Here is a 15587-nt window from a genome sequence, read left to right as displayed (position 1 = left end):
CGACATGGTAGTTGGGGAATTCAGCGAAGAAGTGGATGTTCTTGTCATTGGTGGCGGTCCTGGTGGTTATGTCGCCGCGATTCGTGCAGCTCAGCTAGGCAAATCAGTGACATTAGTAGACAAAGCGGAATTAGGTGGAGTTTGTCTCAATCGTGGCTGTATACCTTCCAAAGCTTTAATTTCAGCAGCTCATCAGTATGAAGCTGCCAAAGAATCACCTTTCCCTGGTATTCAATCGAGCGTAGAACTGGACTTCAGCAAAGTTCAAGCCTGGAAAAAAACGGTTGTCGAAAAAATGACCGGTGGCGTATCAACGCTCATGAAAGGCAATAAAATTAAAGTCATCTCCGGTGAAGCTTTCTTTACCAAAGAGAATGAAGTACGCATTATGATGGAACATGAGAGTGAACGCTTTGCGTTCCAACACTGCATCTTGGCTACAGGTTCACGTCCCATCGAATTAAAATCGTTGCCCTACAGCAAGCGAGTGATCAGTTCCACAGAAGCACTGAATTTAGAAGAAGTGCCAAAACGATTGGTCATTGTGGGCGGAGGCTACATTGGTACAGAACTGGGACAAACTTTTGCTAAATTTGGCTCCCAAGTGACGATTGTAGAAGGACTCGACTCCATCCTCGCCGCGTTCGATAAACAGATGGTTCGTCTGGTAGAACGCAATTTGAAGAAATACAACGTGGAAATTCACACCAAAGCCATGGCTCAATCTGTCGAAGAGACTGATAAAGAAGTGACTTTGACTTTCAAAGACAAAGACGGCAACGAGCAGAAAGTCACTGCTGACTATGTGCTGGTTACCGTAGGACGCCGCCCCAACACAGATGACATAGGTCTTGACGTTGCTGGTATCCAAGTAGATGAAAAAGGCTTGGTGAAAGTGGACACACAAGGACGGACAACGAACTCTAAAGTTTTTGCAATTGGTGATATTGTGCCAGGAGCTGCCCTTGCCCACAAAGCCTCCTATGAAGGCAAAGTAGCTGCGGAAGCTATTGCTGGACACCCCAGCATTGTCGACTACCGTTGTATTCCCGCCGTCGTCTTCTCTGATCCGGAAATGGCCTCGGTTGGTTTAAGCGAAGAAGAGGCCAAGAAACAATATGGAGAGATTGCTGTTGGCCGTTTCCCATTTGCAGCTAATGGTCGAGCTGTTTCCCTGAATGCTGATGCCGGGTTTGTAAAAGTGGTAGCTGACAAGAAAAGTGGTGTTGTAGTTGGCGCGCATATTGTAGGCACTGAGGCTTCTAATATGATAGCTGAATTTGGATTAGCCATTGAAATGAGCGCTACGCTAGAAGATTTGGCGCTTACCATTCATGCACACCCAACTCTAGGTGAAATGGTCATGGAAGCTGCCGAAGTAGGTCTGGGTCAGGCTGTTCACGTCGTCACCAAGTAAACATTTCGCTATATCTCTTATGGAATAGACGTAAAAATTGCCATGACATTGGGCTCATTAACCCATGGTCATGGCAATTTGATTCTAAATTAAGATGAAGCGTTTGCTTGGTCTGCCAAAACATCATGATATTCTGGATGTTTTTTAAACTCTGCTACGGCAAAGGAACAAACAGGAACGATTTTGAGTCCTTCATTTCTCGCCATCTCAACTACTTTCTGCACCAAACGTCCTCCTATGCCATGACCGCGCAACTGAGAAGATACAACCGTGTGTTCCAACCATAGATATCCATCCTCTGATACACGATTTGTTACATAGGCAATGGTCGATCCGTTTTCATCACGGATGATAAAATTTACACCATTTCTTTCAATTTTATCGTCCCCCCACCGAACTACTCCATCATTCGCTTGAGACATGTTCTCACCTCCCCAGCAGTTACGCATAAAAGCGCCTTTCGAGCTATTTTTCTACTATCATCTCAGACATAGGATTCGACATATTTCCCGAGCAATAGCGTATACTGCACCATCCGACTGCAAATCAAGTAGAATGCTGCCGAAAAGAAGATCCAAACTGCTGATAATATCAAAACTTGAAGAACCATGCATACCGATCATTCAATTCGGTGCGATATATCTATAGCATTCCAGGAAACGACCATTGGCGTAGAGCCTCATAGGCCACTATGGCGACAGCATTCGATAGATTGAGAGAACGGGCATCGCGCCGCATTGGAATTCGTATCACTTCTTCACGATGAGCTTCCAACATTTCTTCTGGCAGACCTTTGGTTTCTTTACCAAACACCAGAAAATCTCCGTCTTGATAGTTAGCCTCTGAGTAATAGCGTCCTCCTTTAGTTGAAGCATAATGAAATCTACGATCGGCATATGCTTTCCATATTTCTTCCATGCTATCATGATATCGGATGTCTAAAAGATGCCAGTAATCTAACCCTGCCCTTTTAAGTTGACGATCGTCTGTAGAAAATCCCAGTGGTCTCACCAAATGCAAAACACTGCCCGTAGCAGAGCAGGTTCTAGCAATGTTCCCCGTGTTGGCGGGTATTTCAGGTTCTACCAAAACAATGTGCAACAAAACAATTCCCTCCACTTTTCACACTTCCCCTAGTTTAGCACAGGAAGAGAACAAGAGAAGAGATCCAACTATCGACAACGTACTTACACGGTTCCATCTGGAATTCTCAAAAAAAGATACTGGACACGGTCTGAATAAATAGGCGAATCGAGATAACGATAAGGACGATATTGTACATGCATGGAATGACTGTTCACAAGTGGCCTTCCTTGATGATCGAAATCTGTCACAATAGCAACATGACTGGGACGATGATTCCCATGCCAATCATAAAAAACGAGATCGCCCACGATACATTGTCTGGATTTTTCCAGTCGTATGACATTTTTACGTGAAAGCAACGAATGATAGAGCAGATGCGGCATCGTCCAGGCTGGTGCATATTCCTGACGGGCTGTATCCATCCACCATCCGTGCGAATTTTTTTCACTCATACCAAGTCCTGCTGCAAACAAGCACTGAGACACATAATTGGCACTGTCGTTTTCATACTGTGCATATAGGGGATTTTGTTTCTGCCACCATAAGTCTGCGTATCGAACAGCCAATAATCGCGAGTAACCCATCTGTTTACCCGTATACCATTGCCTTATGTTGACAATATCATCCCTCATCGATACACAATGAACTGCAGGTTTGATGATGCGATTATTCATCTTACAATCCTCTTGTAACCCCAGCAGATGGTCCTCTTTCAATTGCCAGTGTTGATGATTACGCTGCCATGTCATTTCATGCTCTAACTGTCTAGCCTCCACAGTCATGGCAGGCGTAGACACCTTGGTCAAATAGACAAGTTCGTTGGCAAGAACCTTTGCAAGGCGACGATTTTCCTTAAATTGAACATCTAAAACGGCTACACAAGTGTGCGCTCGTGCCAAACGCATCCCGTCATGTAAAGTTGCCAAACGCATACGTCGCACTTCCTGCCACGCTTTCCGCCCCAATTCTGTTGCAACAGGCGCATTCCTTAGTAAATTAGAATCTTTATCCAAACTAACCCATGCTTGGTTTCGAGCAGCAAACCATGTTTGAACGGCGTGCAAAATCGCTTCCACCACGTTCACCTCACCATGGGCAGACTATGACAGTAAATCGATATTTGCTCATTTTTCATGAGAATCTCTGTTGGCTATGGTATACTCCTCTCTGGAATCCATGTCACGTCAGAAATGAATCAAATAGAAAGGGTGGACATTCATGAGCAAACCCAAAATTGCTGTCATGGAGGGTGACCAAACAGGTCAAGAACTCCTCGAACAGTCATTACGCCTGCTTGATGCTAATGTAATCGGCGTAGACGTAGAATTACATCGTTTTGATTTGAGTCTGGAAAACCGCCGCAAGACCAACAACGAGATTGTGCATGAAGCGGCAAAAGCAATGCGTGAATATGGTTATGGACTTAAAGCAGCCACGATTACGCCGGAAACAAAAGGCGACGTAGGTAGTCCCAACGCCATTTTACGAAAAGAGATCAATGGAACGGTGATTGTACGCACAGGCCGGCGTATTCCAAGCGTAGCACCGCCAGTGGGTGTATATTCACCCATCTCTGTTGTAAGAATGGCTGTTGATGACGCTTATGGTGCCAAAGAATGGCGTGAGACGGTTGATAATGAAGAAATTGCCTATCGTACTGAAAAAATCTCGCGCAAAATTTGCCGAGGTGTCGCCGAATATGCTTTTCAACACGCCAAAAGACTGAATGCTAAAGTGTTTGGTGGGCCAAAATTCACTGTTTCCCCTATTTATGAAGGAATGCTGAAAGAAGAAATGGATAGGGCTGCAGAACGTTATCCCAACGTTCCCTATGAACCTCAGTTAATTGACGCAACATATGCTTTATTGTTGGTAAAAGCAGGAGAACCTTTAGTAATTCCAGCTCTCAATCGTGACGGTGATTGTTTGAGCGATCTCGTTTTACAAATGTTTGGAACGATTGCTGGATCTGAATCTATTCTTCTTTCTTTGGACGATAATTGTAAGCCTCAAACGGTAATGGCAGAAGCTCCACACGGAACAGCTCCCAGCTTATTTGGCAAAAACGTTGCCAATCCAATGGCTATGATTTTAGCTACCGCTTCCTTGCTCGCCTATATGGAAGATAAATCTTGTCAAACAGCATCGAGAGCTATCTACGAAAGCACTCTGGAAACTGTGATGACCGGTTGTCGTACTTCCGACTTGGGCGGAGGCGCTTCCACGACAGAATTTACGGATGAAGTCATTGAACGAGTAAAAACAAAGTTAGAAGTATGGAGTACGCTTGGAGAAAGCGTATAAAACATCAGAAGCAGAAGAAGGATCTGCCGCGAAAGCATGTTTTCATGCTTCAGAAGCAGATCCTTTCTCATATTTTCCGTCCTCTATAGGTTTTTTCCGTCTCACTTTAAATCATGTTTCACAGGCTTTCCAAAAGAACCCAAATATTTTTGAACTCGTATGCTCGGGTAAAACACCACCGTAAATAAGCCGACTAAAGGTGCGACATTGACATCTGTTCCCATACCCCCTAACACTCCAAAATCTTCCGTCCACCACCACACCAAAAAAAGGACAAGACATGAAATCCCCACCATAAGCGCGCGTGGTGTGGGCAACAAGAACAATACCGCAATAAAGAAGAAAAGGCCTATAGAAATACTATTGACTAGACTGACATGCTGAATGGCCAAGCGCATAAACATATTGATTCCCGAAGTTACCCAGGCAGGTTGACCTGCAGGCGTTTGTATCATGCTCTGAAGAGAGTTCTGCCAAGTTTTTGCTTGCCAAGCTCCATTACTAGGAATGATTTGCCATATGGCGGCCAAACCCCAAAATACAGCTAGCGCCACTCGCATAATTGAGTAAAATCGAGGATTTTCCCAGATTTGAATAGGTAAAAAAAGTAAAACAGAAGCTACAACATAGAAAAGAACCGCTCCAGGCGTCCCAGACAAAAGAAAGGAACGACCCGTCGTAAAGGTATTTCCAAATCCTTCACCATAAGCCCAAACTAAAAGTCCCCAGACTATAGAACCACCTAGGGCCGTATAGCCAAGCCAATTGCGCCGATTGAGCAAAAGTAAAACGCCAATAAAGAGTTGAATCATAATAGCTTCTATATTACTTGTAACCGGATTGTGGCTCCAACGTTCCATTAAAGCAAGATCCGAAGTGCGCAAAAAAGGAACTTGCGTCAGATAGGCGTTCTGAAGTATGGAACTTATAAATTGGTTTGTAAACATCATCGGTTGTGCTTGTAAAATTCCAGCCAACAGCCATAAAACGGCCATTCCGTACCAGAGTATTCGATAAGGTAACGGCGTAGCTAACCAAGAGGACTTACGATGTAACTTCTCATCCAGTTTGACAAGAGCGTCGTTTTTTAAGTTGGTCTCTACCGAAAGGTTGGTGGAAGTTTCCTGGACAACGATTTGATGAATTAATCGTCTGCCAAGTTGATAAATGAGCACTGAAAATATGGATAGGAGAAAAGAAGCCAAGAGAACATAACTCAAATATTGATATGGAGTTACTGATCCACCCATAGACATCATCTTCACCTCCTCAACGATTTCATTCATCCCTATTTATTTATTCTGTCTTCATCATATCGAGCTTAATCCTGTAAAAACAGACAAACTGTTTAGATTGTCAAAAAAACTTTAAACTTCTATGAACAAAGCAAATCCATTTCACCATTGCCTAGGATCGTTCATAGTCTGTAAGGAGTCAAACAGCCTTAAATGCCCTGGAGGTGTTCTAAGTTGAGAAAAAGACGAAAACTTGCTCCTTGGGCGGAAGCGTTGCTAGAAGAACTCATGAAACCTCCCTATTTTTTTCAAAATAAGACAGACCCATCAGGTTGGAAACAGTCTCTGTGGCCTCTGGACAAGAAGTATGAAGAGGAAGAAAAAGTATCAGAAGCAGTGCCTGTGCGTCCTGTTCCCATAGAGAAAACTGAAAAAGATGTTCGTCCAACAGCTTCTGCCCGTTCTTCGAAAGATTCATATCCAACCCATACTCCTGCCAAAGAAGCAGCGTCAAAACATACTCAAAGACCTGCAGAAGCTGCTAACACCGGACATGTTACCGTGATCAACAGGGAAAATAAAAGAGAAAATATGAGAACAGCCCCACCACTTCCTCAGGTTCAACGTTCTCTCTCCAAAGCTCGTTCTTCGTCAGTTGAGCAACGTCTGGAAGGACTACCGCGTCAGGTTATTGATGCCTACACAAACGAATTCGAACGTTTGAGCAAAGTAAATGGAGTATGGAAAATCACTACACCTGAAGGAAGTTTTTCGATTAAAGAGGCGCATGTCCATCCTGCTCGATTGAAAATTTTAATGGATACACTTGAATTTGCTAAAGAGCAAGGATTTGAGGGTACTCCGAATATTTGGCGTACAAAAAACGCGGGCTACTTTGTGGAATATCAACAAACCGTTTATTACGCCAATCATTGGATAAACGGAGTTCCTGCAAATTTTACTTCACTTCACCAGTTGGGGAAAGTTGCTTATTTATTGGCTGAATTACATGAAAAAACAAGAACATACAAACAAAAAGATAAACTTCGCACCACACCTGTCGATTTACGAGCCATGATGAAGAGAAGAAAGGTGCAATTCGAACAAGTATTGAATCGAACCAGCGAATCACGTCAATCTAAAAGAATTAACGAATGGCTGCAAACTCATCGTTTATCGCTGCTTCAAGAAGCTGAAGAATCCATACAATTACTACAATCTGATGCTTGTCTCGATTATCTAAAATCCGCTACGGTTCAAGCAGGTCTCTGCCACTTAGATGTCATACCTCGGAATTTTCTCTATGACGGAACAGAGGACAGAGTCACTGCTATTGATTTTGATTTGTCTGCTTTTGCACCGCGAGTTCTGGATATGTCGCATTTGTTGCGAAGAACATTAGAATCAACTTTTTGGACCAGCGACTACGCATATAACGTTTTTGTTCAATATAATGAATGGCGAACAATGAGCAAAAGTGAATATACAACACTGGAAGCTTTACTGCGCTTTCCGCACCATATTTGGCGGATACTCGACAGTCATCTAGCCAATACAGACAATGAAATGGTACTACAACAGTTACACAACTATATGCAGCAGACGGAACGGCGCAAACAATTTCTTGATTCTTTCCATGAACAAATTCAGCAATTACCTGATTAAAAATTTCGCTTAAGAGTTGTTTCCAACAGAGGCTTGATGAAGAGCGTCAACTAATTCTTGGCGAATTTCTTCATCTTCTTCAATGGAAAGTCTCTGTTTTAGAACATCCATAGCCACCTGTCCACCAATTTGCCCCAGAGCATAAGCGGCACTCGCCCGTAACTCACGACGATGGTGATCAAGAAATGGTATGATTTCCATTAGAGCTTCTCTTGCTCGCATATTGCCAAGAGCAATCAGAGCATTACGCTGGACAGTGCGTACACCGCGCCAGCCTGCAGCACTGCGACCATATAACTTTTGAAATTGGCGCTGACTCATGCGCAAAATCTTCAACAAATCTGGATAAGCTTGATCCTTTTCAGGTTCAAAGACGGTTGCATGAGCATACTCTATATGACGATTCTCAGGACATACCCATTGACAGGTATCACAGCCAAAAATTCTTTTTCCCAACGCGGCACGATACGCCTTAGGTATAATACCTTTCATTTGTGTGACATAGGAGAGACAAGCAGTTGCCTGAATGACTCCGGGAGCAAGTAAAGCGCCTGTTGGACAAGCCTTGAGACACAAATCACAATGACCACATTGCATAGTAGGCATAGCTAATTGCTGACTCCCTTGAATAGGTATCCCTAATAAAATAGCTCCCAGAAAAACAAAACTACCACTCCCCGGAACAATTAACATACAATTTTTACCTATCCATCCAATTCCGGCCCTTTCTGCAAGACGACGATCGACCATTGGTGATGTATCTACAATGACGCGAGCAGGAATAGACCCGCCCCACTCTTCTTCCAATAAAGCATGAAGAGTGAGAAGCTGGTTGCGCAAAACAATGTGGTAATCTTCTCCATAAACATATACAGAAGTCTGTCCATGTTGGCGCGAACGCGGATGTAACCGAGCTTCATGCAAACCCTTTTCCGTCAAATAGGCCATTGCTACAACTACAATCGATTCAGCTTCTGGCAGCCATTGACGCGGATCCATACGCTGACGAATATCGCTCACTTCAAACCCAGTCAAACCTCGTTTGGCATATTCGCTCAGAATGGGTTGCAATTCTTCAAACGGACTGGCATCGGTGGCGCCTACCGCGGCAAAATTTAGTGGTCGAGCTATTTCTTGCAGCCTTTCAAGCGTCAAACTTTTCACCGCTTCGGCACCGCCTCGCGAGCAAGGGTATCGCACCGTTCATTATAAAAATCCCCAGCATGTCCTTTTACTTTCGCAAACTCCACTTGATGGCGCTCTACCTCTTGCAACAACCTCTCCCACAAATCACGGTTTTGAACTAAATCTCCTTTACTGTTTTTCCAATTATTTTTTCGCCAATTGACATACCAACGTTGGCGAAAACAATTAACCACATAAGCTGAATCACTGTATATTCGAACCCGACAAGGTTTACGCAAACAAGCCAGCGCTTCCACTACTGCTTGAATTTCCATGCGCTGGTTTGTCGTCTGCAGTTCGCCGCCGGAAATTTCCTTACTATGATTTTGATAAAGTAAAATAGCAGCCCATCCTCCTGGCCCTGGATTGCCGCTGCATGCTCCATCTGTATAAACTTCCACCCAATCGTCTTCGCTGGATAAAGATAATTCCGACACTTCATTTCCCACTCCCTATTTGTCCACTCACTTATTTCCTTTTCATTATATACCGGAAAGGAAGTCGTTCTGGAAATGTCCGAACCACCAGCAAAACATTTAGGTAAACATCCGCCAGAAAATAAATCCTGATGCACTAAAAGATAAAACTCCCAGTACATAGGCTACAGCAGACCCAAACCCTTGATGATTAGAGCGCATCCACAATCCAAAAGAAATCGTATATATCAGAATCATCAATGGAACAATCATGGCAAAAACAAATTTAAGCATGTGCCGTTCGCCTCCTTTTATTTCTTCTTTTATCTCTTCCCCCTCCACCTCGACGTAAATGATGACGGATGACACCACTCAAAATGATAAAAACGGGCAACGCAAAAACAACCGTCCAACCCCATTGCATAAGGTACTGATCATCCATCGTGATCACCCTTACCAAATCGGCATGCCATAAGGAAATAGCAAAACAAAGCAACGAAATGGAGGGTATTGAGGGACGAAAAGATTTCCATCCAACTGCTTTACCCAGCAAATATCCTGCTCCCCAAAGGCTGACAGCCATTTTAACGATGGCTGCTGTAACCCAAAGAAAAACGAAAATACTTTCCAATCTTTGAAAAAACCTGCCCAAGTATATCATGCGTGCCATTTGGTAAAGCGCAAATGAAGCCTTGCCTGCTTCCACTGGTGAAAAGACCATATGGAAAGTCACCAAGAACGCGGTTAATAGCAATGTAGACACAACAATAGATACTGTACCAATTACTCGAAAATCACGCGGATGATAGGCATGTGGAAAAATGACACACAGCAATAGCACATTATTGAAGATAGAAATGTAAAAAACTGATGATTTCAAAACTACCCAAGGTCCTGAGCCCCAAATGGGAAAAAGATACATGGGATGCCACCAGTTGGCTGTCATCAGACAGAGAGCAAGTATGCCAATGATTAAAATAGGTTGCACAAAATACGCTGTTCGACAGATTCCTTCTAATCCCATATAGGCAATATAAGCAGATGCTGCCATAAACACAGCGCCAATCAGCAGGATAGGTGTTGAAGGCAAAACTGTCGTGATAACATTTTCTGTAAATTGTCTGGATACACTTGCTGTGGAAAGAATAAAATAACCTACTACAATCAGTATAAAAAACATCGTTATTGGCTTTCCAAATGTTTCTTGTGAAACCTGAACAATATCCATATATGGAAAATATTTTGATAGCAACATTTCAACAATTAAAAATACAATCAGGGTTATAGCTCCTGATATAATAGGTTCCATCCAAGCGGCTTCCAGCGTTGTCTGGCTAACATAACGTGGATACATGAGAAAAGCGTTAGAAGCTACAAAAATGGTCAGCATAGCAATCAGTTCTCTGGTTCCGACACGCGTTTTTTGCTTCATTGACACTTTCCTTTCCAGCACTTACTCGTCATAACTAGCTTTTAGACTTCTTGTTAGACTTTGTTAAATTGGGGACAGGTCGCGTTTCCGCACTCCACGGTCTGGTAATAGGACTCTGCCGCCATCGTTTGAGCGGCTTGAGATAGTCTGGTCTACGATTCATTTGAAAGACATAGCCGCGTACGAGTACATCAGGAGATCCGCCCATGCTAGGTGCAACCGGAGCCAACAAGGGTACACCAAATGATTTTTGTACTGTAAGTCGAACCAGATAAACAATCCCTAGAATTGCGATACCATAAAACCCCAAAAACGCCCCAGCAATGAGGAAAACAAATCGTGCCACACGAACAGCAAGGCTCAGATTGTAATTTGGAATGGTAAAGCTGGCTAAGGCAGTTGTAGCTACAACAATGACGAGTAAAGGTGAAACAATACCAGCCTGTACGGCAGCCTGACCAATAATAAGGGCTCCAACTATACCAATGGTGGGTCCAATTACCGATGGTATCCTAATTCCAGCTTCTCGAATTAATTCTATGGCAAATTCCATCAAGAGAATTTCTACGACCACTGGAAAAGGTACTTGTTCACGGCTTCCAGCAATGGCCAACATCAAATCGGTTGGAATCATTTCTGGATGATAGTTGGTCACAGCTACATACATCCCTGGCAAAAGCAGGGCGACTACTAACGCAATCCAGCGCAAACCTCGCAAAAAAGCACCAAAAGGGAAACGCAAGTAAGCATCTTCCGATGTCTGAACCATGGTCCAAAGTACAACGGGTACCGCTAGTACAAAAGGACTATTGCCAACAAAAATGGCCACATGTCCTTCAACTAAAAGCGATGCAATACGATCGGGACGTTCTGTTGAAAATACTTGCGGAATCAGAAGATTGGGCTTATCATCTAAAAATTGTTCAAGAAGACCGCTATCTGGCAAATAATCTACCTCAATCGCTTTGATTCGCTTTTTTACTTCTTCAACCAATTCTGGATTCGTCAATCCTTCTATCCACATGACCCCAATATCAGTTGGCGCCAATTTACCAATGGAAAGAATATCGGTCACCAAATGTTCCGATCTCAATATTGAACGAACTAACCCTGTATTTGCCCGAAAACTTTCAGTAAATCCGTTATGCGGCCCACGTACAACATTTTCTGTCAACGCTGTGCCCACTGTACGGTGTTCCCAACCTTTGGTTTCTACCGTGAGAGCCGCGTCACAGCCGTCCACCAAAACTACAGTCGAACCCGCCAAAACGGCGTTGACTAAATCTGTCCACTCATTGATGGCTTCCACCTGATTGCCAGGCAATAACCGTTCAGCAATAGCATCCATTCGTTTTTTACTGTCATCTTCAGGAATATGGGTAAGAATCATTAAAGGCTGCAGAATGTGTGTGTTGATGATATTTTTATCTGCCATACCATCAACAAAAACGGCAAAAGCTTTCCAGGGACGACGAACCCCAATCGTAAATTCTCGTACAACGACGTCCTTATTGATGTCCAGGTGGAACGTGGATTTTAGTTTATCCTTACATTCTTCCAAGTGGGCAGGAATCTGTTCATCATCATAAGATGCCATATGCTCAACACTGACATCGTACTCTTGCGCCGACTGCTTGATATATTCCCGCAACGCCCGCGGTCGTACAGTCGATCCGCCCTTGTGACCGAGAGGAAGAAAACTGCCGGTTGTACTGTTTGAACTCTCTGAATTGTTTTCACCACTTGAACTCCGACTCGACTCATTCAATGTGAATGTTTCATCCATGACGGAATCGTCAACAATCAATAATTTTCTTAACCAAAGTGGAAATTTTAAGGCCACGCGGACATCACCTCACTTTCTTGACCGTGCAGGAACGAATTTTTTTCAGTGAGGTTAGCGTGTACGTGCGTTAGACAGTTTATTCAGGGACAGTAAACTTCAAGTATGTTTAGACCAAGAAATGATGAGGGTAACCCAATAATAAGAGAGGAAATACAAGACCATGACTCAAGAAATCTTACTTGTCAAAGCTGGAAAAATACTGATTTCCAATGTCAGCAGACGTGTACGAGGATTGTAAGCAAGTGCTCGAATTCGAAAGGGCGATTGAGGTCGCTCACTCAAATTAACTTGAATCATATCGTTCTGGCTCTGGAGTTGTATCCAGTTGGGCCATGGCATGCGTTCAAAAAACAGAAACAAAAGCCGGTTGGGTAGTCCTACACCACCCATACTGGATTGCTCTAACTGCAAATTCAAATTTCCATTTTCAACCACAGGCAAAAAAGTCATATCGAATGGTATGACACGGCCAAGAAAAAGAATATCGAGTTGAGCTTTCCAATTATTTGAAAAGTTGACTTTGGCACTTTGCAAAAACCGATTCAAATCTTTCTGACGAGGTAAATCATAGGCCAAATATGCGTTGATGGCTTCGTCTCCTATAGACATTTGGATATTTGCTGGCGTGCCCGAAGGTATGCTCTGCAATGGAACAGTTGAAGCACTCGGTTTAGGAAAACTCGTAACCCAAACCAGCAGTCCAATGGCTGCCAACAAATTTATCGAGAGAAGAACCACAAACGCTCGTTTCCAAATCATCTTCTATCCTCCTGTATGTCCATTTACAGGGACGAGGCGACCTTTTTGCCCGATCTCGTTTTTGATTTCTTCTTCTCAACTGGTGGTTTTATCTCAAACACTTTATCATTTAACCGCTTATCACTCTGCAAGCGAGGATAAAATTGACAATATTCTAAAACAGGACAAAGTTCGCACTTAGGATTTCTCGCTGTACAAACTTGCCGACCATGTTGAATCAACCAGTGATGCGTCTGGCTCCAGAGTTTTTGTGGAATACGCTGGCAAATCTGTCTCTCAGTAATATCAGGCTTCAAACTATTGGCAAGTCCTAAACGATTGGCTACGCGATTGACATGTGTATCCACTGCTAACGCTGGGATACCAAAAGCGTTTGAGACAACAACATTAGCCGTTTTTCTCCCCACTCCTGGTAAACGAATTAATTCGTCTTGAGTTTGCGGGACAAGACCATGATATTCTTTTAAAATCATTTTGGAAGCAGCAATAATATTATCCGCTTTGGCGCGAAAAAGTCCAACTTCCCTAATTTCCTCCTGTAACTCTTCCGATGTAGCCGCAGCAAATTCCTCAGGTTCACGATATTTTTGAAATAACCTTGCTGTAACCTGATTGACGCGAACATCCGTGCATTGCGCGGATAACATAGTGGCAATCAGTAATTCAAAAGGAGTCGTATAATTTAGAGCACATTTTGCATCTGGATACGCAGCCTCTAGCTTAGCTAGCATCTTTCTTGCCTGAGACTTAGACAACAACCGCATCACTGACTCTCCTCTTCATCCACAATAGAATCTATCTGATAACGTATTTCATTCGCTTTTTCCCAAACATTTTCCTGTTGAATATAGTTTACCAGAAGTTCTCTCACCATAGGTGCACCAAAAGTAACTTCTGTTCCGCATTGAAACTGGGGAAAAGTATGGGTTAAGTATAGATATTCACAAGTGGCAACACGATAAACGCCTTCCAAATTCATTTCTTTCCCCGCCAGCATGACCTTTTCAATCACATGCTGACCGTCCTGCAATTCTTTTGTATAAATCACTGCCCCGGCAACAGCAAGATGACCAATCACCGCTCCTCGGAACCCAAAACCCTTTCCTAATTTCATCTGAATCTCTGGTTGCAGCCCTACTTCAAGAATCGAGAGAATTTGCTGACCGGTCAGATTCATGAGTACAGGACGAGTTGGTGTGCTGCATGCTCCAAGAAGATGATATTGATCTGCACGCCCTGGCAGCAGACTGGCCGTTAAAGCTCCTGACATCATGATGGAAAGATGAGCATCATAATTCGCTAATAAAGCATCCGCTAACAAATTAGCAAAGGCAGATTCACCGCGGAAACGCACTTCTAAACGTTCTGGAATTTCCGCTACTTGTTTGCCCATCACTGTGTCAATCTCCGACCGCCAAGATTCATAGGCTGCCAGCATAGCCCTATCAAGGGGTTCATATTCATTCACTTCTACAAGTTCCACACTTACAGAACCTACTCGCTTCTCATCTGAAACCCATTCCAGCGACACATGCCCAAAAGCGCGACCATGCTTGCCAGCCTGAAAAATGTAGGTATGACCGACGACTTCCGGCTCGTGCATAAAGTGATGCGTGTGCCCTCCTAAAATCACGTCTATTCCTGGAACACGTTGCGCTAAAACGCGATCGTCAAAAAGGCCCAAATGGGAGAGGCAGATGACTACACTGCAACCTTTCCCGCGCAGTTCTTGAACAACCTCTTTCGCCGTTTCAAAAGGCGGAGCAGCCTTAACACCAAGCGGTTGATAGGCAAGTGGATAAGCTGCCGTCAATCCAAAAACTCCTATGGTCACATTTTCCTGAGATAAAATCAACGCGCGATCAAAAAATGGAAACGATTGACCATTGAGCTGCTGAAGATTGGCACAAAGTATACGCGTGTTTGCTAAGTTACCGAGTTCCCCCCATACACTGCTGGGTAAAGTAAGACCCTCGTTGTTCCCAAAAACCCATGCATCTACAGATAGAGCGCGCATCATAGCCGCGTTGACTCTGCCCAGCGACGCCTCAGTTTCCGGACGAACGCGGTCGATTAAATCTCCAATATCAAACGTCCATACTACTTCCTTGGAAGCTGTCAAATCTGCACGAAGAGCGCGCAGGCGATGGCCTACGCGCATATAATTTTCGAGAGAGCTGTGCAAATCGTTTGTGTGCAGCAAATGAATTTTCATGCGGTCATCCCCCTCGATATCCATGAC

General features: G+C 43.7%; 15 protein-coding genes. 3 read left to right on the top strand and 12 right to left on the bottom strand.

What is annotated here, in order from left to right; genetic code table 11:
* Positions 1 to 4 precede the first annotated feature (4 nt).
* The gene (gene lpdA / locus ACOJUR_RS03830) at positions 5 to 1417 is read left to right on the top strand and encodes a dihydrolipoyl dehydrogenase (RefSeq protein WP_420949288.1); all 1413 of its coding nucleotides are present in this window, start codon (positions 5 to 7) and stop codon (positions 1415 to 1417) included.
* 89 nt (positions 1418 to 1506) lie between these two features.
* Here the strand turns inward: lpdA and ACOJUR_RS03825 are convergent, their stop codons facing one another.
* From ACOJUR_RS03825 to ACOJUR_RS03815, 3 genes are all read right to left on the bottom strand, one after another.
* Positions 1507 to 1839: a GNAT family N-acetyltransferase gene (locus tag ACOJUR_RS03825; RefSeq protein WP_420949287.1), complete on the bottom strand. Its 333-nt coding sequence runs from the start codon at positions 1837 to 1839 to the stop codon at positions 1507 to 1509.
* Between the two features lie 220 nt (positions 1840 to 2059).
* Complete coding sequence (gene trmL, locus ACOJUR_RS03820) at positions 2060 to 2518, bottom strand: tRNA (uridine(34)/cytosine(34)/5-carboxymethylaminomethyluridine(34)-2'-O)-methyltransferase TrmL (RefSeq protein WP_072873583.1); 459 nt, start codon at positions 2516 to 2518, stop codon at positions 2060 to 2062.
* A gap of 86 nt (positions 2519 to 2604) precedes the next feature.
* Positions 2605 to 3582 (bottom strand): amidase domain-containing protein, encoded by a 978-nt coding sequence (locus ACOJUR_RS03815; protein WP_420949286.1) that lies wholly within the window; start codon positions 3580 to 3582, stop codon positions 2605 to 2607.
* A 139-nt stretch (positions 3583 to 3721) separates the two neighbouring features.
* On the opposite strand from ACOJUR_RS03815, the gene ACOJUR_RS03810 reads away from it, so the two are divergent.
* Positions 3722 to 4807: an isocitrate/isopropylmalate family dehydrogenase gene (locus ACOJUR_RS03810; RefSeq protein ID WP_203115085.1), complete on the top strand. Its 1086-nt coding sequence runs from the start codon at positions 3722 to 3724 to the stop codon at positions 4805 to 4807.
* Positions 4808 to 4908: 101 nt separating this feature from the next.
* On the opposite strand, the gene ACOJUR_RS03805 is transcribed toward ACOJUR_RS03810, so the two are convergent.
* Positions 4909 to 6063 (bottom strand): hypothetical protein, encoded by a 1155-nt coding sequence (locus ACOJUR_RS03805; RefSeq protein WP_420949285.1) that lies wholly within the window; start codon positions 6061 to 6063, stop codon positions 4909 to 4911.
* A gap of 213 nt (positions 6064 to 6276) precedes the next feature.
* On the opposite strand from ACOJUR_RS03805, the gene ACOJUR_RS03800 reads away from it, so the two are divergent.
* Positions 6277 to 7707: a phosphotransferase gene (locus tag ACOJUR_RS03800; protein ID WP_420949284.1), complete on the top strand. Its 1431-nt coding sequence runs from the start codon at positions 6277 to 6279 to the stop codon at positions 7705 to 7707.
* Positions 7708 to 7716: 9 nt separating this feature from the next.
* Here the strand turns inward: ACOJUR_RS03800 and queG are convergent, their stop codons facing one another.
* The 8 genes from queG to ACOJUR_RS03760 form a co-directional block, all read right to left on the bottom strand.
* Positions 7717 to 8871, bottom strand: a complete 1155-nt coding sequence (gene queG / locus ACOJUR_RS03795) for a tRNA epoxyqueuosine(34) reductase QueG (RefSeq protein ID WP_072873538.1) — start codon at positions 8869 to 8871, stop codon at positions 7717 to 7719.
* Complete coding sequence (rnhA, locus tag ACOJUR_RS03790) at positions 8868 to 9329, bottom strand: ribonuclease HI (protein WP_420949283.1); 462 nt, start codon at positions 9327 to 9329, stop codon at positions 8868 to 8870. The genes queG and rnhA overlap by 4 nt, the downstream gene beginning before the upstream one ends.
* Positions 9330 to 9428: 99 nt before the next feature.
* Entirely contained in the window at positions 9429 to 9602 is a 174-nt protein-coding gene (locus ACOJUR_RS03785) for a hypothetical protein (RefSeq protein ID WP_165611952.1), read from the bottom strand.
* Positions 9595 to 10740, bottom strand: coding sequence for a GerAB/ArcD/ProY family transporter (locus tag ACOJUR_RS03780; RefSeq protein WP_420949282.1), 1146 nt, complete (start codon positions 10738 to 10740; stop codon positions 9595 to 9597). Before ACOJUR_RS03780 ends, ACOJUR_RS03785 begins: the two co-directional genes overlap by 8 nt.
* Before the next feature lie 34 nt (positions 10741 to 10774).
* The gene (locus tag ACOJUR_RS03775) at positions 10775 to 12583 is read right to left on the bottom strand and encodes a spore germination protein (protein ID WP_420949281.1); all 1809 of its coding nucleotides are present in this window, start codon (positions 12581 to 12583) and stop codon (positions 10775 to 10777) included.
* A gap of 168 nt (positions 12584 to 12751) precedes the next feature.
* Positions 12752 to 13345, bottom strand: a complete 594-nt coding sequence (locus ACOJUR_RS03770) for a DUF2140 family protein (protein WP_420949280.1) — start codon at positions 13343 to 13345, stop codon at positions 12752 to 12754.
* Between the two features lie 23 nt (positions 13346 to 13368).
* On the bottom strand, positions 13369 to 14109 hold the full coding sequence (gene nth, locus ACOJUR_RS03765; RefSeq protein WP_203115082.1) for an endonuclease III: 741 nt from the start codon (positions 14107 to 14109) through the stop codon (positions 13369 to 13371).
* Positions 14109 to 15560 carry a bifunctional metallophosphatase/5'-nucleotidase gene (locus ACOJUR_RS03760; RefSeq protein ID WP_420949279.1) on the bottom strand — a complete coding sequence of 484 codons (1452 nt, stop codon included), beginning with the start codon at positions 15558 to 15560 and terminating at the stop codon, positions 14109 to 14111. Before ACOJUR_RS03760 ends, nth begins: the two co-directional genes overlap by 1 nt.
* Between the last annotated feature and the right edge of the window lie 27 nt (positions 15561 to 15587).

Source organism: Alicyclobacillus tolerans (genome assembly GCF_048984885.1).
GTDB lineage: Bacteria > Bacillota > Bacilli > Alicyclobacillales > Alicyclobacillaceae > Alicyclobacillus_I > Alicyclobacillus_I tolerans.
The sequence above is the reverse complement of the archived record's forward strand: the minus strand, read 5'-3'. Positions and strand labels throughout refer to the sequence as shown.